The sequence below is a fragment of the Thermobrachium celere DSM 8682 genome (genome assembly GCF_000430995.1).
Taxonomy (GTDB): Bacteria; Bacillota; Clostridia; order Clostridiales; family Caloramatoraceae; genus Thermobrachium; species Thermobrachium celere.
This window is the reverse complement of record NZ_HF952018.1, coordinates 1,160,160-1,180,457: the sequence shown is the minus strand read 5'-3', so window position 1 is coordinate 1,180,457 and position 20,298 is coordinate 1,160,160. Positions and strand designations below refer to the sequence as shown.

Here is a 20,298-nt window from a genome sequence, read left to right as displayed (position 1 = left end):
ATTAGATGAATGCTGCTATAATTTTTTTATTGGTTACAATTATAGTTTTGCAAATTGTAATAATTTTAAAATCTAATAAAAATGTAGAATTAGAAAAACCAATTAAAAGTGTAATTGATTCTTCAGAACAAAGGTTAACAAATTTAATAAAAGATGAAATGACAAGGAACAGAGAGGAAAATAATAAGAACTTCTATCAGAACAGACATGAAATTTCGCAGAATATAAAAAGCATGTCTGATAGTTTAAGTCAGCAGGTTATAAATTTAGGAAATTTACAGAGTAAACAATTAGAAATGGTAAGTAATACGCTATTAGATTTATTAAAAAACAATTCGGAAGGATTAGATAAAATTAGGCAGAGTGTAGAAGATAAACTTACACAAATTCAAAATGATAATAATAAAAAGCTAGAAGAGATGAGGGCAACTGTTGATGAAAAGCTTCATTCTACACTTGAAAAAAGATTAGGGCAGTCTTTCCAAAATATAAGCGAAAGGCTTGAAGCATTGTATAAACAGCTGGGGGAAATGCAAAGTTTAACAAGTGGTGTTAATGATTTAAAAAGAGCACTGACAAATGTTAAAACAAGAGGTATTTGGGGTGAAGTTTATTTAGCTAATATTATTTCTGATATATTAACTAAGGAACAGTATGATGAAAATGTTGCAACAAAAAAGGGAAGTCAAGACAGAGTTGAGTTTGCTGTGAAACTTCCTGGTAAAGATGATATAAATAGATATGTATATTTACCAATAGATGCAAAGTTTCCTCAGGAGGACTATCAAAGGCTTCTTGATGCTCAAGAGGAAGGTAATAAAGATGCGGTTGATGTTGCAAGAAAACAATTGGAAAATAGAATTAAACAGGAAGCAAAGAATATATTTGAAAAATACATAGATCCACCAAATACAACTGACTTTGCAATCATGTTCTTGCCTACAGAGAGCTTATTTGCAGAAGTAGTTAGAAATGTAGGGCTTATAGAAATGCTTCAAAGGGAATATAAAGTGATAGTAACTGGTCCAACGACTATATCAGCTCTTTTAAACAGTTTACAAATGGGATTTAGAACGCTTGCAATTGAAAAGAGATCAAGTGAAGTATGGGCTCTTCTTGGAGCAGTAAAAACTGAATTTACTAAATTTGGAGAGATACTAGAAAAGACACAAAAGAAACTTCAAGAGGCAAGTAACACAATTGAAAATGCAGCAAAAAAGACTAGAACAATTGAGAGAAAACTAAAAACAGTTCAAGAACTTCCAGTTGAGGAAAGTGAGAAGATGTTAATAGACGATGAGAGGTAGAAGACCTTTTATAACTATGGTACATATTTTTAAGACCGTATTAAAAAAAGCCCCATGTAATGAAATAAATCATTACATGGGGCAAAAATATGATGAAATTCTATTTAAATAATATCTTGTATCCATCCCCACCCCTATAGGATACATCGCCCACTTTGTATAGGGAAAGAGATAATTTGTACTCTCCCCTCCTGTTAAACAATTCATAAATAAAAACCTCTTTTGGTTCTTGTTTATTATTTTTTTTAACTATAAAATATTCTCCTTTTTTCTTTAAGTTTTTAAATAGATACATATTGCATCTATTTATATATCTACATTAATATATATGAAAGGAAAAATATCAATATTACTAAAAATTTAACTAAATTATTGTTTATCTTACATATTACTTGACAGGATATTTTAGTATTTGTATAATAAAGCTAAAATTTATATATAAAGACTATGAAGGGGAAGAGTAGTTTCCAAACACTTTACAGGGAGAAACTGCCATAGATTGAGAGCAGTTTTAAAGTTAAGGGAAATGAAGGACACCCTGGAGTTTGTACCTGAATTAAGTAGGGCTACACGCTATCAGCGTTATAGATTTAAGTGGGCTATGCCAATTAGGGTGGCACCGCGGGAAATATACCCGTCCCTTACTTTAGGGGCGGTTTCTTTTTTGATATTAAAAAAGGAGGGATATTATGCTTATTACTAAGGCACCAAAGGGAACTAAGGATGTTTTACCAAAAGATGTATACAAGTGGCAATACATTGAACAAAAGGTAAGAGAGGTTTGTTCTTATTTTGGTTTTACAGAAATTAGAACACCTACATTTGAACATACAGAACTTGTACAAAGAGGAGTTGGAGAAACAACAGATATATTCCAAAAAGAAATGTACACTTTTCTAGATAAAGCAGGTAGAAGTATAACATTAAAACCTGAGGGAACAGCTCCAGCTGCAAGAGCATATTTAGAAAATAATCTTTATGCAGATGTTCAACCAACAAAACTATTTTATATAACTCCTGTTTTTAGATATGAAAATGTTCAAGCAGGAAGATTAAGAGAACACCATCAATTTGGTGTTGAGCTATTTGGTTCTAAGGAAGCTACAGCAGATGCAGAAGTAATATCTTTAGCCTTTACCTTCTTTAATTCTCTTGGACTTGATGAGCTGAAGGTAAATATTAACAATATAGGTTGTCCAGACTGTAGACCTAATTATAATAATGCATTAAAAGAATACCTAAAGGCAAATTTTGATGAATTATGCCCTGTATGTAAGGATAGATATGAAAGAAACCCTCTTAGAGTATTAGACTGTAAAAATGATAAGTGTAAAAAGATTGCAGAAGGTGCTCCAGTAGTCATAGATTACATTTGTGATGAATGTAAAAATCATTTTGAAGAGTTAAAAGCAGAACTAGATGCATTAGGAATTAGCTATGTAGTTGATCCTTATATAGTTAGAGGATTAGATTATTATACAAAAACAGTTTTTGAAATAATATCTGAAGACATTGGAGCAAAGAGCACAGTTTGTGGTGGAGGAAGATATGACAATTTAATTGAAGAGATAGGTGGTCCAAAGACACCAGCAGTAGGTTTTGGACTTGGAATAGAGAGACTGCTACTTATGTTAGAGTCAAAGGGAATTGAGATACCTAATAACAAAAGGAAGCTTGTGTACATAGCAAGTCTAGGAGAAAGAGCCAAAAGGGAAGCTTCAAAGATTGCATTTAATTTAAGAAGAGAAGGTATAAGCGTAGAAAAGGATATAATGAATAGAAGTCTAAAGGCACAAATGAAATATGCAAATAAGATAGGTGCTGATTATGTAATAATTATTGGAGATGAAGAATTAGACAAAGGTGTAGCAAAAATTAAAGATATGGCTACAGGACAAGAGAGAGAAATATTAATAACTGATATTAAGTCAAGTTTATAATAACAAGGAGGGAATAAAATGGCAGAAGCGTTAAATGGTCTAAAAAGAACCTGCATGTGTGGTGAAGTTTTTGAAGATAAGGTAGGTAGCAGAGTAACTGTAATGGGTTGGGTTCAAAGAAGAAGAGACTTGGGCGGATTAATATTTGTTGATTTAAGAGATAGAACAGGAATCGTTCAAGTTGTATTTGGAGATGAGATTAATAAGGAGGCATTTGAAAAGGCACATTCAATAAGAAGTGAATATGTTTTAGCTGTAACAGGAGAAGTAGTTTTAAGAGAATCACCAAATCCTAATATGCCAACAGGTAAGGTTGAAATTAAGGCAGAACAATTAAAAATACTATCTGAATCAGAAACACCACCAATATATATAAAAGAAAATCTTGATGCATCAGAGGCAATAAGATTAAAGTATAGATATTTAGATTTAAGAAGGCCAGATCTTCAAAGAAATTTAATGATAAGACATAGGGCTGCAAAGGTTGTTCGTGATTTCTTTGATGAAAATGGTTTTCTTGAAATTGAAACTCCATTTTTAACAAAGAGTACTCCAGAGGGTGCAAGAGATTATCTTGTTCCAAGTAGAAATTTTCCAGGAAAATTTTATGCTCTTCCACAATCTCCACAGATTTTTAAACAGCTTCTAATGATATCGGGATTTGATAGATACTTCCAAATAGTAAAATGCTTTAGAGATGAGGATTTAAGAGCAAATAGACAGCCAGAATTTACACAAATAGACGTAGAAATGTCTTTTGTAGATGTTGATGATGTTATATCTTTAAATGAAAAGTTAATTCAAAGATTATTCAAAGAGATAAAAGGTATTGATATAGAGATACCATTTATAAGAATGCCATACAGAGAAGCAATGGAAAGATACGGCTCAGATAAGCCAGATATTAGATTTGGAATGGAACTTAAGGATTTAACAGATATTGTTAGTGATTCAGAATTTAAAGTATTTAAGGACACAGTTGCTTCAGGTGGGCATGTTAGAGCTATAAATGCTGAAGGATGTGCAGATTTTGGAAGAAAGGAAATAGACAGACTAACAGAGTTTGTTAAAACATATGGTGCTAAAGGCCTTGCATGGATAGCGTTAAAGGAAGGAGAAATAAAGTCTCAAATTGCAAAGTTCTTAAAAGAAGAAGAAATCAAAGCTATTATTGAAAGAACAGAGGCTAAAGAGGGAGACTTAATATTAATTGTAGCTGATAAGCCAAAGGTGGTATTTGCATCACTTGGTGCATTAAGACTAGAACTAGCTAGAAAGCTAGGATTAATAGGACCAAATAATAAAGAATATAAATTCCTTTGGATTACTGAGTTCCCACTGCTTGAATATGATGAAGAAGAAGGTAGATATGTAGCGGTACATCATCCATTTACATCACCTATGGATGAAGACATCGAACTTTTAGAAACTGATCCAGGTAAAGTAAGAGCAAAGGCATATGATATTGTATTAAATGGTGAAGAGATTGGTGGAGGAAGCATAAGAATTCATGATACAAAACTACAAGAAAGAATGTTCAAGGCACTTGGATTTACAATGGAGGATGCTTGGGATAGATTTGGTTTCCTTCTAGAAGCATTTAAATATGGTCCACCTCCACATGGTGGAATTGCATACGGCTTTGATAGATTGATTATGTTCCTTGCCGAAACAGATAATATTAAGGACGTTATTGCATTCCCTAAAAATCAAAATGCTGCGTGTCCTTTATCAAATGCACCAAATGTTGTTGAAAAGAAACAGCTTGATGAGTTAGGAATACAAATAATAGAAAATGAAAGATAAAAATGCAACATAGCCTAAAAGTGTTGATTGATAAAAATAAAAAATGATGATATATTATATTTACCGACAGGAAAGCAAATGAAGTTTACAAATATAAAATTGTGTTGTATAATACAGTTAAAATAATTGAATACAGCCTGCCGTATGCGTGAGGATGGATTAAGTATTGAGCCAACACCAACGAAAAGGGAGTCTGGACTCCTGAAGTGGATTGCAGGCCTGCACAATTGTAGCAGGAAGCGTGAAACTTTGGGGAGGACACCCACCTGCCGAGAGCAGGTTCAATCTATCCATCCAGCGGTACGGTGGGTTTTTTCTTATGCTAAGGAGGTAAAATATGTTAGGACCATTCCAGAGAACAGAACTACTTATAGGACAGGAAGCAGTAGAAAAACTGAAAAAAAGTAAGGTAGCAGTGTTTGGTGTTGGAGGGGTAGGGTCCTTTGCAGTAGAGGCACTAGCAAGATGTGCGGTTGGAACTTTAGTTCTTGTGGATAAAGATGATGTATGTATTACAAATATTAATAGACAAATACATGCAACAATTAAAACTGTTGGAAAACCAAAGGTTGATGTAATGGCAGAGAGAATTAAAGATATAAATCCAGATTGTAATGTTATTACATATAAGGCGTTTTATAATAAAGAGACAGCAAATGAACTTTTAAAAGACGATTATGATTATGTAATAGATGCTATTGATACTGTATCATCTAAAATAGATCTTGTTGTAAGATGTAAAGAGAAAAACATACCTATAATAAGCAGTATGGGAGCAGGAAATAAATTAGATCCAACAAAATTTGAAGTTACTGATATTTATAAAACTTCTGTTTGTCCACTTGCTAAGGTTATGAGAACTGAACTTAAAAAACTAGGGGTTAAAGATTTAAAAGTTGTGTATTCAAAAGAGCAACCAATAAAGGTAAATGTAAATGAAAAGTTAAATCTAAGTCAACGAAAGCAGATACCGGCAAGCATATCATTTGTACCCTCTGTAGTTGGCCTGATAATAGCAGGCGAAGTCATAAAAGATTTAATAAAGAAGGAGTGAAAATATGAGTTGTACAAAGGAGGATTTAATAAAGAGGCTAAGAAGAATAGAAGGGCAAGTTAAAGGTATTGAAAAGATGATAGAAAACAATGCTGATTGTAGAGATATATTAGTACAAGTGGCAGCTGTTAAGGCAGCTATAACTAAGGTTGGAGCTTTGATTTTAGAAAACTATTCAAAATCTTGTATTTTAAGACCTGCAGATGAAAGGGTTTCTGAAGAAGAAATAGAAAACTTAATTGATACAATTGTTAAGTTTATTAAATAGTTAGCATAAATATATTAATGTAACTTCTATTTAATTTTATACTTGTAAAAAATGTCTGATAATTCTATAATTTTATTAGAAGATTTGTTTAAAGGAGAGGGTAAAATGAGTTTAGATCATGTAAAAAAAGTAGACCCTGAAGTATACGAGGCTATACTACAAGAGATGAAAAGACAACAAAATAAAATTGAGCTTATTGCATCAGAGAACTTTACTAGTAAAGCTGTGATGGAAGCACAGGGTTCTCAGCTTACAAATAAATATGCAGAAGGATATCCAGGAAGAAGATATTATGGTGGATGTGAATATGTTGATATAGTAGAAGACTTAGCAAGAGAAAGACTTAAGAAGTTATTTGGTGCAGAGCATGCTAATGTTCAACCACATTCCGGTTCACAGGCAAATATGGCAGTTTATCTATCAGTTCTAGAAATTGGGGACAAAGTATTAGGAATGAATTTATCCCATGGTGGACATCTAACTCATGGTAGTCCAGTAAATTTCTCAGGTAGATTATTTAATTTCATTTCATATGGAGTAAATGAAGACGGGTACATAGACTATGAAGAATTAAGAAAACTTGCACATAAAGAAAAGCCAAAGATGATTGTTGCAGGAGCAAGTGCTTATCCAAGAATAATTGATTTTAAAAAGATAAGAGAAATTTGTGATGAAGTTAATGCATACATGATGGTCGATATGGCTCATATAGCAGGACTTGTTGCTGCTGGACTTCATCCAAATCCAGTTGAATATGCAGATTTTGTTACAACAACTACTCATAAAACTCTTCGCGGCCCTAGAGGTGGAGCAATACTTTGTAAGGAGCAATATGCAAAGGTGATTGACAAAACTATATTTCCTGGAATTCAGGGAGGACCACTTGAACATGTAATTGCTGCAAAGGCGGTTTGTTTCAAAGAGGCTATGAGCGATGAGTTTAAAGAATATCAAAGGAAAGTAGTTGAAAATGCAAAACATCTTGCAAATGCATTAATGGAAAGAGGATTTAATTTGGTTTCAGGTGGAACAGACAACCATTTAATGCTTGTTGATTTAAGAAATAAAAATATAACAGGTAAAGAGGCTGAACATCTATTAGATGAGATCGGAATTACAGTTAATAAAAATACAATCCCATTTGATCCACAGGGACCAATGGTTACAAGTGGTATAAGAATAGGTACCCCTGCAGTTACAACTAGAGGCTTTGGAAAAGAAGAAATGATAGCTATAGCAGATATAATATCATGGACTATTGAAAACAGAGAAAAGGGATTAACTCCAGCTAGAGAAAGGGTAAAGGCTCTTTGTGAAAAGTTTCCACTATATGCTGAAAAATAATTAATGGGCTTTCAAAAGCCCATTAATTATTTAGATAGGGGGATTAAAAATGGACTTTAATGAAAAACTTCTAGAAATAATATTAAATAATATAGACGAAGGAATACATGTAGTTGACAATCAAGGAAATACAATAATTTATAACAAGGCTATGGAACAGATTGAGGGGTTTAGAGCTGATGAAGTAGTAGGAAAAAATTTGATTGATCTTTTTCCAAATCTAAATGAAAGCACTAGTACTCTTTTGACATCCCTTAAAACTCAGCAGTCTATTGTAGAAAGATACCAAACATATCTGAATAAGAAGGGGTTTAATATAACTACTGTTAATACAACTGTTCCAGTAATAGTGGATGGGAATATTTTAGGTGCAATTGAAATATCAAAAAACTTTACAAAAATAAAGGAGTTATATGACAGGATTCTTGAGCTGAGAAATAATAAAGACAATTTTAATGAAAAAAAAGAATTTAGTGATATCATTGGAGGTAGTGCAGAATTTTTAAAGACGATTGAGCTTGCTAAAAAGGCTAGCAAGACGAATTCAACTGTTCTTATTATTGGTGAAACAGGTACAGGAAAAGAGGTTATAGCTAGATGTATACATTATTCTAGCTCAAGAAGTGATAAACCATTTGTAGCTGTAAACTGTGCAGCACTTCCTGAAAGTTTACTTGAGGGAATATTATTTGGTACTGTAAAGGGAAGTTTTACTGGTGCTATTAATAGACCAGGCTTATTTGAACAGGCAGATGGAGGTACTCTATTATTAGATGAGATAAACTCAATGCCTGTTAATCTTCAAGCAAAATTACTAAGAGTTTTGCAGGAAGGTTATATTCGAAGAGTTGGGGATGTTAAGGACATACCCATTGATGTTAGAATTATTGCCACAACAAATGAGGATCCATATACTGCTATATTGGAAGGAAAGCTAAGAAAGGATTTATATTATAGATTAAGTGTAGTAAATATAAAAATCCCACCACTTAGGGAAAGAAAAGAGGATATACCTATATTTGTTAATGAATTTATAAAAAAATATAATGCTGAATTAATAAAAGAAGTTTGGGAAGTAGCCGATGAAGTTTATGATGGATTTATGAGTTATGATTGGCCTGGGAATGTTAGAGAGTTAAAAAACTATATCGAGGGTGCAATGAATATGGTAACGGGACATATATTGAGAATGGAACATTTTGCACCTAATGTACAGGAAGTTTTATTTAAAAGGTTTAATACATCGTTACATGATATTAAATATAATTTTGAAATACCACTAGATGAATATTTAGATAATATAGAAAGAAATATTATACAAGCAGCTATGGAAAAAAGTAATTATAATGTAACTAAAGCAGCTAAAATGCTTCAAATTAAAAGACAGACACTGCAACATAAGTTAAATAAGTATGGTATAAATAAATAGATAACATTTTTCGGCAAGTCCTGTGCAAATATTTTTGCACAGGACTCTTTTTTGTTAAATACTAAAACTTTATTAAGTGCAAAAATATTTGCAACCCTAAATTAATAATTAGAAAAGAGTGAATATTTAAAACATACAGAAACTTGAGATTTTATAAATATTAATATTGTTAATTTTTATTCAAAAAATAAGGTATTAAACTTTGGCACGATTTTTGCTCTATATTATAAAAAAACAATAGGGAGGAGATTTTAAATGGACAAAATTAAAGTAATTCAATGGGGCGTAGGAAACATGGGAAGTGGTATGGTAAAAATGATTTTAGATAAGGAGGGTATTGAGGTAGTTGGAGCAATTGACAGAAAAGAAAACGAAGGAAAGGATTTAGGGGAACATATTGGTCTTGGCAGAAAACTTGGCATAACAATATCAGCTGATCCAGAAAAAGTTCTAAGTGAAACAAAGGCAGATGTAGTTTTACTTGCTATAGATTCATTTGTAAAGGGTGTAGAAAAGCAAATTAAACTAATTTGTAGCCATAAGATGAACTGTATAACAATTGCAGAAGAAATGGCTTATCCATTTATGGCAGAACCAGAGTTATCAAAGGAAATAGACGAAATAGCAAAGGCAAATGGAGTTACTGTACTTGGTACAGGTGTAAATCCAGGATTTGTTCTTGATACATTAATAATAACACTAAGTGCAGTATGTAGAAGTGTAAAGAAGATAAGAGCAGCAAGAATTAATGACCTATCACCTTTTGGAAAGACTGTTATGAGAGAACAAGGAGTAGGACTTACAGTAGAAGAGTTTAAGAAGGGAATTGAAGATGGCTCAGTTTATGGACACGTTGGATTTGAAGAATCAATTCCAATGATTGCAGATGCACTAGGAATTGAAATAGATGAAGTAAAACAAACAAAGGAACCAATTATATCAAATACTCATAGAGAAACAAAAGACGTTGTTGTTGAACCTGGAATGGTTTGCGGTTGCAACCACTGTGGATATGGCTTAAAGAATGGAGAAGTTGTAATTGCATTAGAACATCCACAACAAATTCATCCAGAAATTGAAAATATAGAAACAGGAGATTATATCTGGATTGAAGGAGATCCAAATATCAGCCTATGCATAAAGCCTGAAATTCCAGGAGGAATAGGAACAATTGCAACAGCAGTAAATATGATACCACACGTTTTAAATGCTAAACCAGGACTAGTTACAATGAAGGATCTTCCATTACCACATGCAATTATGAATGACTTTAGAATGCATCTTAATAAATAGAGGTGAGAAGCTTGGAAATTGTTAAAAAGGGCACTTATGTGCAGGTACATCAAATTGTTTTAAACGTAGGGGAAAGAGCAGCTAATCTACCAGAGGAAACTCAAAAGGTACCACTTGAAATGTGGGTTAAAGGATATTTAAATCATGATGCAAAATTAGGAGATGAAGTTGAAATAACAACCCTTACAAACAGAGTTGTTAAAGGTAAATTGGTTGAAGTAAACCCATGTTATAAACATGATTTTGGAAAGTTTGTACCTGAAATATTAAAGATTGGCCAAGATTTAAGAAGAATGTTAAAGGACGGTGAATAATGTGGCAGATTACAGCTATAATGCCGTCATGGCTAGGAAAAATGAAATAATGAAAAAGGCAGTTGGTATAGATTATTCTAAGTTCCAAACATCAACAATTGCCTTCGATTATGAAAAGATGATGAGGGAAACTGGATATACACTTCAAGAAGTTCAAGAAATTCAAAGAAGTGTAGGAGTTGGTAATACACCTCTTTTGGAATTAAAAAATTTAACCGCTTTGGTTAGAAAAATTTCTCCAAAGGGTAAAGGAGCAAGAATATTCTTAAAGGATGAGGCATGCAATCCATCTGGTAGTTTTAAGGATAGAAGAGCAGCTGTTTCTGTATACCATGCCAAGAAACTAGGATATAAGGGTGTAGTTGCAGCAACAAGTGGAAATTATGGTGCTGCAGTTGCATCACAAGCCGCAATGAGAAATTTAGACTGTATAATTGTTCAAGAATGTTATGATTCAAGAAAAGTTGGACAACCAGAAATATTAGAAAAGCAAAGAAAATGTGAATGCTATGGAGCAGAGGTTGTACAACTTACTGTAGGACCAGAACTATTTTATACATTTTTAAGAATTCTTGAAGAAACAGGTTATTTTAATGCTTCACTCTATTCACCATATGGAATTGCAGGAGTTGAAACATTAGGTTATGAGGTTGCAATGCAGTGCAGAGAGCAAATAGGTAAGGATCCAGATGTTGTTGTAATAACACATGCTGGAGGAGGTAATGTTACAGGAACAGCAAGAGGACTAATTAAAGCTGGAGCAGTAAATACGAAGGTAGTAGGTGCAAGTGTAGATTTAACTGGTCTACATATGGCATCAGATAAAGACTTTAATAGAAAATCCTTTACAACTGGTCATACAGGATTTGGTATTCCGTTTGCTACATGGCCAGACAGATCAGATGTACCAAGGAGTGCAGCAAGACCATTAAGATACTTAGATAGATACGTAACCATAAAGCAAGGTGAAGTATTCTATATTACAGAAGCATTGGCACAACTTGAGGGACTTGAAAGAGGACCTGCAGGTAATACTTCACTTACAGCAGCCTTTTATTTAGCACAAGAGATGGATGAAGATCAAATTATAGTTGTACAAGAAACTGAATATACAGGTGCTGGTAAGCATCATATGGCTCAATTATCCTTTGCAAAGGAAAATGGAATAGAAGTTAAATTTGGTAATCCTGAGGATGAAAGAGCAGGTACAAACATAATTCTTCCAGAACATCCATCTTTAATTAGAGCTAGGGATGTAGACTTAATAAAGCTTAAAAAATCATATATAAAGAACTGCATTGAAAATTATAAAGTCGATGAAATAACTGAAAAGGATGCAGAATTCTTAGCAGAAGATACAAAACTTACTTTAGAAGAAGTTAAGAATATTCTATCTGAAATTAATGTAAAGGTAGTTAAATAAGGAGGGGTAAAAATGGCAGTAAAGAGACCAGATGATTTTGAAATAAGAAGACAGCATTTAAAAGATTTATCAGATGAAGAACTAGAAAAAAGATTTTGGCAATTAGCAGAAGAAATAGTTAAACCTTTAGTAGAGCTTGCGTATACTCATACATCACCAGCAGTTGAAAGATCAGTACTTTTAAGAATGGGATTTTCAAGCATAGAAGCAAAGGCAATTGTTGAAGGAGTTCAAAACTTAGGACTTTTAGGCAAGGGAGCAGGAAATGTAGTTTATAGACTTGCAAAGAAAAAGAACATTCCTATAAGAGAAGCAGGACTTTTACTTGTTGAAGGAAAAGCATGGGATGAAGTACCAGGATTATTCTAAAAGGGGGGCAAAATATGTTAGAGAAGAATGAAAAGTTAAACATAGAAGAAATTTTAAAGGATCTTGAAAACTACAGACCAAAGAGAAGAGGATGGCATTGGAGAGAAGAACAAGGTAAGCAAGTATATGGAGAGTTTGAATATCATCAAGCATCAAAACCACTTAAGAATAGCTGTCCACTACCAGCAGCAAAAAGTTTTGGATATATAGATCCTCAACCAGATTGTGTAATCACAACAGAAATTGCTTCAGGAAGATTTGAAGATGATATTAGAAGAATGAGAATGGCTGCATGGCATGGTGCAGACCATATAATGGTTATAAGAACAGCTGGACAAAGCCACTATGACGGACTTATAGAAGGTACTCCTGAAGGTGTAGGAGGAGTTCCAATATCAAGAAAACAAGTTAGAGCTACTAGAAAGGCTCTAGATATAATTGAAGAAGAAGTTGGAAGACCAATAAACTTCCACTCATATGTATCAGGTGTAGCAGGTCCAGATATTGCAGTTATGTTTGCTGAAGAAGGAGTAAATGGAGCACACCAAGACCCTCAATATAATGTTCTTTATAGAAATATAAATATGGTTAGATCCTTTGTTGATGCAGCAGTAGCAAAGAAAATAATGGCTTTTGCTGACATGGTTCAAATAGATGGTGCTCACAATGCTAATGCTACAGCTATGAAGGGCTGGAAGGTAATGCCTGAGCTTATGGTACAACATGCTTTAAACTGTGCTTATTCTAGAATGGTAGGAATGAAACCACAAAATATAGCACTTTCTACAGTTCCACCAACAGCACCACCAGCACCATGTTTAAGAATAGACTTACCATATGCAGTAGCATTAAGAGAGCTATTTAAAGATTACAAGATGAGAGCACAAATGAATACAAAGTACATGGAAAGCTGTACAAGAGAAGCTACAGTAACACATGTATTAAACCTACTAATTTCAAGATTAACAAGAGCAGATATACAATCAACAATTACTCCAGATGAAGGTAGAAACGTTCCATGGCATTATAATAACATTCATGCAATAAATACTGCAAAACAAGCACTAATAGGTATGGATGGGCTTCTTGAAATGGTTGAATTAAAGAAGGATGGATATTTAAGAGAAAAGGTTAGAGAATTAAAGGAAAGAGCAGTTCTATTTATGGAAGAAATACTTGAAGTTGGTGGATACTTTAAGGCTGTTGAAATGGGATTCTTTGTAGATTCAGGTATGTATCCAGAAAGAAATGGAGACGGTATTGCAAGACAAATAAATGGAGGTATAGGAGCAGGAACAGTTGTTGAAAGAGACAAGGATTATATGGCACCAGTATGCGAACATTTTGGTTATAACAACCTTCCTGAAGGAATTGAAAAGGCATGTGAACTAATTGACGGTTGTACATTCTGTAAGCCAGAAAAGATAGTATTTATAGATGAACTTGATGAAAATGACAATGTAAACAGAAGATTAAAGGAAACAGAAAATTTAAGACATTCAACAGAAATTAAGCCAGAAGTTGAATGGTGTGGAGATGGTATTGTATCAACAACAATCTTCTTACCTGTAGAAGAAAGAGTTGCAGAATTTGCTGCTATGGAAATAGGTAAGAAAATGGGATTAGAAGATGTAATAGTTATCCATAAACAAGTAATGCAACCTGCAGAAGGAACACTTGTAGAAATCAAAGGTAGAGTACCATTTACTATTGATGTATCAAAACTTGAGATTCCAAAGAAACCAGATGTTTTATCAGATGAAGAAATAAGAAAGGAAATAGAAAGAAAGCCAATGAAGGTTGTTGCTGCAACTGTTGGAGAAGATGAACACTCAGTAGGATTAAGAGAAGTTATCGATATTAAGCATGGTGGAATAGAAAAATACGGTATTGAATGTCTATATCTTGGAACATCATGCCCAGTAGAAAAGCTTGTTGATGCAGCAATAGAATATAATGCAGATGCAATACTTGCTAGTACAATAATTACACATAACGATGTTCATATTAAGAACATGAAGAAGATTCATGAATTATGTATTGAAAAGGGTGTAAGAGACAAACTTATCCTTTGTGCAGGTGGAACTCAAGTAACAGATGAAATAGCAAAATCAGCGGGAATGGATGCAGGATTTGGACGTGGTACAAAGGGTAATGATGTTGCTTCATTCTTAGTAAAGAGAAGAAGGGAAATGGAGAATTATGAAGGTTGATGTTTTAGTTGCCGAAATTGGCAGCACTACTACAGTAGTTAATGCTTTTAATTTAAAGGATGCAGAATTTATAGGTCAGGGACAAGGACCAACTACTGTTTTAGACGGAGATGTAACAATAGGACTTAATATGGCACTTGAGGATCTAAAAAAGAATATAGGGGTTAACACCATTGAATATAACGATTTTTTAGCAACAAGCAGTGCGGCTGGAGGACTTAGGATGACTGTGCACGGCCTTGTATTTGATATGACTGCAAGGGCAGCAAGGGAGGCTGCCCTTGGGGCCGGTGCCATAATTAAAATGGTTACAGCAGGAAAGTTGAGACGTTCGGATTTAAATAAGATAAAAGAGATAAAACCAAATATTATTTTGGTTGCGGGCGGTCTTGATTATGGAGAAAGGGATACTGCACTTTATAATGCAGAAGAGATTGCAAAATTAAAACTCAATGTTCCTGTAATCTATGCGGGAAATATAGAAAACCATGAAGATGTGAAATTAATATTTGAAGAGTACGGTCAAAAACTATATATTGTTGATAATGTATATCCTAGAGTAGATGAATTAAATGTTGAACCTACAAGAAAAGTAATTCAAAGTGCATTTGAAGAACATATAACTGGTGCTCCAGGAATGCAAAAAGTTAGACAGATGGTAAACGGTCCTATAATTCCTACTCCAGGAGCAGTTATGGAGTGTGCAATACTTCTTAAAAAAGAGATAGGCGATTTAATGGTAATAGACGTTGGTGGTGCAACAACGGATGTTCATTCAGTTACAGAGGGCAGCGATGAAATACAGCGAATAATGATAAGCCCAGAGCCAGTTGCAAAAAGAACTGTTGAAGGTGATTTGGGGGTATATGTAAATTTACCTCATATAGTAGAAAAAATAGGATTAGAAAATGTTAAAAAAGTTTTTGATGATGCGGAAGAGTTAATAGCTAACAGAAAACCAATACCACAAACCGAAAGGGAAATACAATTTATTGAATACATGACTCAAGAAGCTGTTTTAACAGCAGTAAGACGCCATGTAGGTTCAATTAGATATATATATGGTCCAAGTGGCAAAAAAACAGTTGCTGAGGGCAAGGATTTAACAAATGTTAAGTGGATAATAGGAACAGGTGGTGCACTAACAAGACTTCCAAAAAGAGTTGAAATAATGAAAAAGATTCCACAGGACAACACGGGTGGAATGTTCCTATATCCAAAGGACGGTATTGAGGTATTGGTTGATAATTACTATATAATGGCTTCATTAGGAGTTCTTTCAAAAAGATATGAAGAGGCAGCATTAAAGATTTTAAAGAAGAGCCTAGGAATATAGGGGGGATACAGTGTACCCAGAAGTAGTTATAAAAATAGATAAGTATAAGAGTAATATTAAGAGTTTAGTTGAAAGATGTAGTGGTGCTAATGTAAAGGTGTGGATAGTTACAAAAAGTTTTTGTGCACATCCACATATTGTCTCAAATCTAATCGATTGTGGTATTGATGGTTTGGCAGATTCAAGAATACAAAATCTAAAAAAGATGAAGGATTTGAACATAAAGAAGATTTTATTAAGAATACCAATGTTAAATGAAGTAGATGATGTAATAGAATATGCTGACTATAGTTTAAATTCAGAAATTGAGACTATATATGCTTTAGGAGAAAGAGCAAGAAAAAAGGGCAAAAAACACAATATAATTATTATGCTTGATATGGGAGACTTAAGAGAGGGAGTTTGGCCTGATGATGTTGATGACTTTATTAATAAGGTATTAAAAATTGAAGGAGTTGAAATAAAGGGCTTTGGAACCAACCTTACATGCTATGGTGGAGTAATACCTGATGAAAATAATTTAGGTAGGTTGGTAAAGATTGCAAAGGAAATGGCAGAAAAATATAAATTAGATTTAGAATATATATCAGGTGGAAACTCCAGCAGCTACTATCTGCTTGAAGATGGAAAATTGCCTGTTGGAATTAACAATTTAAGGCTTGGTGAAATTGCAATTCTTGGAAGAGAAACAGCGTTTGGAAAGAGAATAGATATGCTTCATGATGATGCCTTTATTTTAAGGGCTCAAATTGTTGAAATTAAAAACAAGCCTTCAGTTCCTATTGGCAATATAGGTATGGATGCTTTTGGTAACAAACCATATTATGAGGATAGAGGAATAATAAAAAGAGCGATAATTGCAATAGGAAGACAGGACATAAATCCTGATGGATTAATTCCTCTAGATCCTAATATAGATATCTTAGGTGCAAGTTCTGATCATACAATACTTGATGTTACAAAGTCCGAAAGAGACTATAAAGTAGGGGATGTTATTGAATTTAAAATGGACTATGGTAGTCTACTCAAGGCTATGACATCAGAATATGTAGATAAAGTGGTTGTGTGAGATAAACTGTCACAAAACAGTATTCTGTTTTGTGACAGTTTTTTATTTAGTTATACATATTTAAATATTAAAAGATTATAATTAAATTAAGAAGAAAATATGGAGGGGATGGGTTTGAGTATAAAAAAATTATATTTAGAGTTAACTAATAAATGTAATTTAAACTGCAGAATTTGCTATAGGCAGAGTTGGTCAGAGGTATTAATGGATATGGAAGAAGATGTTTTAACAAAAATATATGAAGATATACAAACAATTGATATATCTGAGATTGTTTTTGGGGGTATTGGAGAGCCTACATATTCAAAGAATATAAAGAAGGCATTAAGATTATTTGAACAGTATGATATAACACTCACCACCAATGGAACAATAATTGATAATGAATTGAAGGAATTGATAGCAAAAAATGTTAAAACACTAGTTGTGTCAATAGATGGATTAAACAAGGCCTATGAGGAAATAAGAGGATATGATTTAAATAAGGTATTAAGAAATATAAATGATATAATAGAAGCTAAAAAGAATTTAATAAATTCAAATTTATCATTAGTTATAGAATTTGTAGCTACCAAAAACAATATAGATGAAATTTTTAATGTAGCGGATTTATCAGCAAGTTTAGGTGCACAACAACTCATTGTTTCAAATATAATTCCTCAGACAGAAGAATATAAGGATTCTATTTTATATCATGAAGATTATGATAATAAAATGAAGGAACTATTTAATAAATTACGTATTTATTCCTTTAAAAAAGGGATAGATCTAATTCTTCCTAAATATAAGATTACAACCGAAAGGTATTGCCCTTTCATAGAGAGTAATTCAATTGTACTTGGTGTAGATGGGAATATATATCCATGCTATAGATTTTCTCATGAATTAAATGAATATATTTTAGGAAGGCATAAGAAAATATATAAATATTCTTTTGGAAATATTAAAAATACTAGTTTGTTAGATTTAGTAAACAGCAAGCAGTATCAATCATTTAAAAATACAATTTATAGTAATAGGTATCCATCTTGTTTTGATTGCGATTTTTTAGATGGTTGTAACATACCAGAGACAAATGATTATGATTGTTATCTTTTAAGCCCATCCTGTTCTGACTGCCTATGGAGTAGAAGAATAGCAATATGTCCTTAAAAAAGTGAGCAATAAGCAAAAATTTAATTAAATTTCAAATTTAATACATGGAAAAAAATTAAATAAATGATATAATGTAATAGTGTAAAAAATAAAATATAATATAAGATATTGGATTTGGGGTGTTACTAAATGGATAAGAGGCAAGTATCTGTAAAAAGAGTCATAGCACTAATTATAATTACAAACTTGATAACAGCTTCACTACTTATTTTTGCACCAATTCCTTTTATTGGTGGTAAGAAACTTGTAAGTAACGAAGAATATCAGTTTGTAAAAAAATTTAATAAATTAATATCAATTAAAACTATTTTAGAGAAAAAATATGTTGATAAGATTGATGAAGATAAACTAGTAGAGGGCGCAGTAAGAGGAATGGTTGATGGTATAGGAGATCCTTATACTGTATTTTTAAATCAAAAAGAATTTGAAGAACTGCTTACTCATACAAGAGGTTCATATGCAGGTGTTGGTTTATATGTTGGAGAAAAGGATGGCAAAATAATTGTTGTTGCGCCTATTGAAGATACGCCAGCCTATAGAGCAGGAATACAGTCAGGAGACTATATTTTAAAAGTAAATGATCAAGATGTTTCTGCTAAGGAAATGGATAAGGCTGTATCAATGATGAAGGGAAAAGAGGGTACTAAGGTTAAATTAACTATATATAGAGAAGGAAAAGGAACTTTAGAGTTTGAACTTACACGTGCAATTATTACAATTAAAACAGTAAAGAGTGATGTTATTGAAAATGACATAGGTTATATTAGAATTACTACTTTTGATGAACATACAGCAGATGCATTTAATAAAGCACTTGATAACCTATTAAGCAAAGGAATAAAAGGTTTAATAATTGATTTAAGGGATAATCCTGGAGGGCTTTTAGATCAGTGTACACAAATAGCAGATAGAATATTAGGAGAAGGAACAATCGTATATACAATAGATAATCAAGGTAAAAGGGAAGAATGGAAGTCAGATTCTAATAAACTAAACATACCTCTAGTGCTTTTAGTTAATGAGGGTTCAGCAAGTGCATCTGAAATTCTATCTGGTGCAGTTAGAGATTTTAAGGCTGGTACTTTAATTGGAACAAAGACATTTGGAAAGGGATTAGTTCAAGAAATTATATCACTTCCAAATAAAGAGGGATTAAAGGTTACAATTGCAAGATACTATACTCCTTCTGGAGAATGTATACAAGGTAAAGGAATAGAGCCTCATATTAAATTAGATTTGCCTCAAAAGGATAAGATAAAAGAGTTAAGTTATAAAGAAGATATACAGATACAAAAAGCCATAGAAGTTTTAAGAAACAAGTAATCAATTAAGCCCCCAAACCATTTTGGGGGCTATAAATCTAATTAATGATTGTGTTAAGTAAATATGAAAAAATAGCGTAGCTAGATGTATAATTACTCAAAATTACTCAGGTTTTTATTAAATTCTAAAAAATAATTTTTAATAACTAGGGAATTTATAAAAAATAGGCATGCCGAAGGCACCTACCAAAACTTAAAAATGTAGGTGTATGAAAAGATATGCTTTATTTTAAATTAAGCAGATAGAAGCCAATTATTCATTGCTTTTTCATCAACTAATATCCCAGCTACTTGTGCAGGGGTTAGATTGTTTAAAGAATAGTGAGGTCTTAAAAAATTATAATGGAAAATAAACATTGCTATCAGAGTGTTTGCACTTTCAAATGATTTAAATCCTCGCTTGCGCTTATACCAATCTTTAAATGTATCATTAAAAGCTTCTATCAGGTTGTTAGAGATATCATCCTTAAATGATTGTACTTTGATATGCTTAGAATTATTAAAAATAGTTTTAGCTGCAAGATTATATGAGTCTAGTCTGTCGGTTACAATAGCCGATGGACATCCAAATTTGCTTGCAGATTTAAACAAAGCAAAAGCTTGCGAAGCATCTCTTGATGCTGTTAAATTGAAACCTAAAACCATTCTGGTTTCTG

18 protein-coding genes, 1 other RNA gene and 1 other annotated feature are annotated in these 20,298 nt (G+C 32.8%); of the genes, 17 read left to right on the top strand and 2 right to left on the bottom strand.

Going from position 1 to position 20,298, the window contains the following annotated elements; genetic code table 11:
• The first annotated feature begins 5 nt into the window (after positions 1–5).
• Positions 6–1,307: a DNA recombination protein RmuC gene (locus TCEL_RS06335; protein WP_018662292.1), complete on the top strand. Its 1,302-nt coding sequence runs from the start codon at positions 6–8 to the stop codon at positions 1,305–1,307.
• A gap of 100 nt (positions 1,308–1,407) precedes the next feature.
• Here TCEL_RS06335 and TCEL_RS13830 read toward each other — a convergent pair whose 3' ends face one another.
• On the bottom strand, positions 1,408–1,602 hold the full coding sequence (locus TCEL_RS13830) for a hypothetical protein (protein ID WP_018662290.1): 195 nt from the start codon (positions 1,600–1,602) through the stop codon (positions 1,408–1,410).
• Positions 1,603–1,745: 143 nt separating this feature from the next.
• Positions 1,746–1,952: a binding site (T-box leader), on the top strand.
• A 44-nt stretch (positions 1,953–1,996) separates the two neighbouring features.
• Here TCEL_RS13830 and hisS point away from each other — a divergent pair.
• From hisS to TCEL_RS06250, 16 genes are all read left to right on the top strand, one after another.
• The gene (gene hisS / locus TCEL_RS06320; protein WP_018662288.1) at positions 1,997–3,247 is read left to right on the top strand and encodes a histidine--tRNA ligase; all 1,251 of its coding nucleotides are present in this window, start codon (positions 1,997–1,999) and stop codon (positions 3,245–3,247) included.
• 18 nt (positions 3,248–3,265) lie between these two features.
• Complete coding sequence (aspS, locus tag TCEL_RS06315; RefSeq protein ID WP_018662287.1) at positions 3,266–5,053, top strand: aspartate--tRNA ligase; 1,788 nt, start codon at positions 3,266–3,268, stop codon at positions 5,051–5,053.
• Between the two features lie 131 nt (positions 5,054–5,184).
• Positions 5,185–5,369: non-coding RNA, 6S RNA (gene ssrS / locus TCEL_RS13185), on the top strand.
• 21 nt (positions 5,370–5,390) lie between these two features.
• Positions 5,391–6,107, top strand: coding sequence for a tRNA threonylcarbamoyladenosine dehydratase (locus tag TCEL_RS06310; RefSeq protein WP_018662283.1), 717 nt, complete (start codon positions 5,391–5,393; stop codon positions 6,105–6,107).
• A 4-nt stretch (positions 6,108–6,111) separates the two neighbouring features.
• Complete coding sequence (locus TCEL_RS06305; protein ID WP_018662281.1) at positions 6,112–6,375, top strand: metal-sensitive transcriptional regulator; 264 nt, start codon at positions 6,112–6,114, stop codon at positions 6,373–6,375.
• Positions 6,376–6,480: 105 nt separating this feature from the next.
• Positions 6,481–7,719, top strand: coding sequence for a serine hydroxymethyltransferase (locus TCEL_RS06300; protein ID WP_018662278.1), 1,239 nt, complete (start codon positions 6,481–6,483; stop codon positions 7,717–7,719).
• A gap of 49 nt (positions 7,720–7,768) precedes the next feature.
• Positions 7,769–9,148: a sigma-54 interaction domain-containing protein gene (locus TCEL_RS06295; protein WP_018662277.1), complete on the top strand. Its 1,380-nt coding sequence runs from the start codon at positions 7,769–7,771 to the stop codon at positions 9,146–9,148.
• A gap of 255 nt (positions 9,149–9,403) precedes the next feature.
• Entirely contained in the window at positions 9,404–10,441 is a 1,038-nt protein-coding gene (gene ord, locus TCEL_RS06290) for a 2,4-diaminopentanoate dehydrogenase (protein WP_018662275.1), read from the top strand.
• An 11-nt stretch (positions 10,442–10,452) separates the two neighbouring features.
• Positions 10,453–10,755, top strand: coding sequence for a 2-amino-4-oxopentanoate thiolase subunit OrtA (gene ortA / locus TCEL_RS06285; protein ID WP_018662274.1), 303 nt, complete (start codon positions 10,453–10,455; stop codon positions 10,753–10,755).
• Positions 10,748–12,178 (top strand): 2-amino-4-oxopentanoate thiolase subunit OrtB, encoded by a 1,431-nt coding sequence (gene ortB, locus TCEL_RS06280; RefSeq protein WP_198010650.1) that lies wholly within the window; start codon positions 10,748–10,750, stop codon positions 12,176–12,178. The genes ortA and ortB overlap by 8 nt, the downstream gene beginning before the upstream one ends.
• 12 nt (positions 12,179–12,190) lie before the next feature.
• Complete coding sequence (locus TCEL_RS06275; protein WP_018662271.1) at positions 12,191–12,547, top strand: ornithine aminomutase subunit alpha; 357 nt, start codon at positions 12,191–12,193, stop codon at positions 12,545–12,547.
• 14 nt (positions 12,548–12,561) lie between these two features.
• The gene (gene oraE / locus TCEL_RS06270) at positions 12,562–14,760 is read left to right on the top strand and encodes a D-ornithine 4,5-aminomutase subunit OraE (protein WP_018662269.1); all 2,199 of its coding nucleotides are present in this window, start codon (positions 12,562–12,564) and stop codon (positions 14,758–14,760) included.
• Positions 14,750–16,096 (top strand): GlmL-related ornithine degradation protein, encoded by a 1,347-nt coding sequence (locus TCEL_RS06265; RefSeq protein WP_018662267.1) that lies wholly within the window; start codon positions 14,750–14,752, stop codon positions 16,094–16,096. Before oraE ends, TCEL_RS06265 begins: the two co-directional genes overlap by 11 nt.
• A gap of 10 nt (positions 16,097–16,106) precedes the next feature.
• Positions 16,107–17,165 carry an ornithine racemase Orr gene (gene orr / locus TCEL_RS06260; RefSeq protein WP_018662264.1) on the top strand — a complete coding sequence of 353 codons (1,059 nt, stop codon included), beginning with the start codon at positions 16,107–16,109 and terminating at the stop codon, positions 17,163–17,165.
• 114 nt (positions 17,166–17,279) lie between these two features.
• Positions 17,280–18,317 (top strand): tungsten cofactor oxidoreductase radical SAM maturase, encoded by a 1,038-nt coding sequence (locus TCEL_RS06255; RefSeq protein ID WP_040683760.1) that lies wholly within the window; start codon positions 17,280–17,282, stop codon positions 18,315–18,317.
• Positions 18,318–18,449: 132 nt separating this feature from the next.
• Positions 18,450–19,643: a S41 family peptidase gene (locus tag TCEL_RS06250; protein WP_018662260.1), complete on the top strand. Its 1,194-nt coding sequence runs from the start codon at positions 18,450–18,452 to the stop codon at positions 19,641–19,643.
• A gap of 233 nt (positions 19,644–19,876) precedes the next feature.
• On the opposite strand, the gene TCEL_RS06245 is transcribed toward TCEL_RS06250, so the two are convergent.
• Positions 19,877–20,298 (bottom strand): integrase core domain-containing protein (locus TCEL_RS06245; RefSeq protein WP_198010649.1); only part of this gene is annotated, 422 nt, incomplete at its 5' end.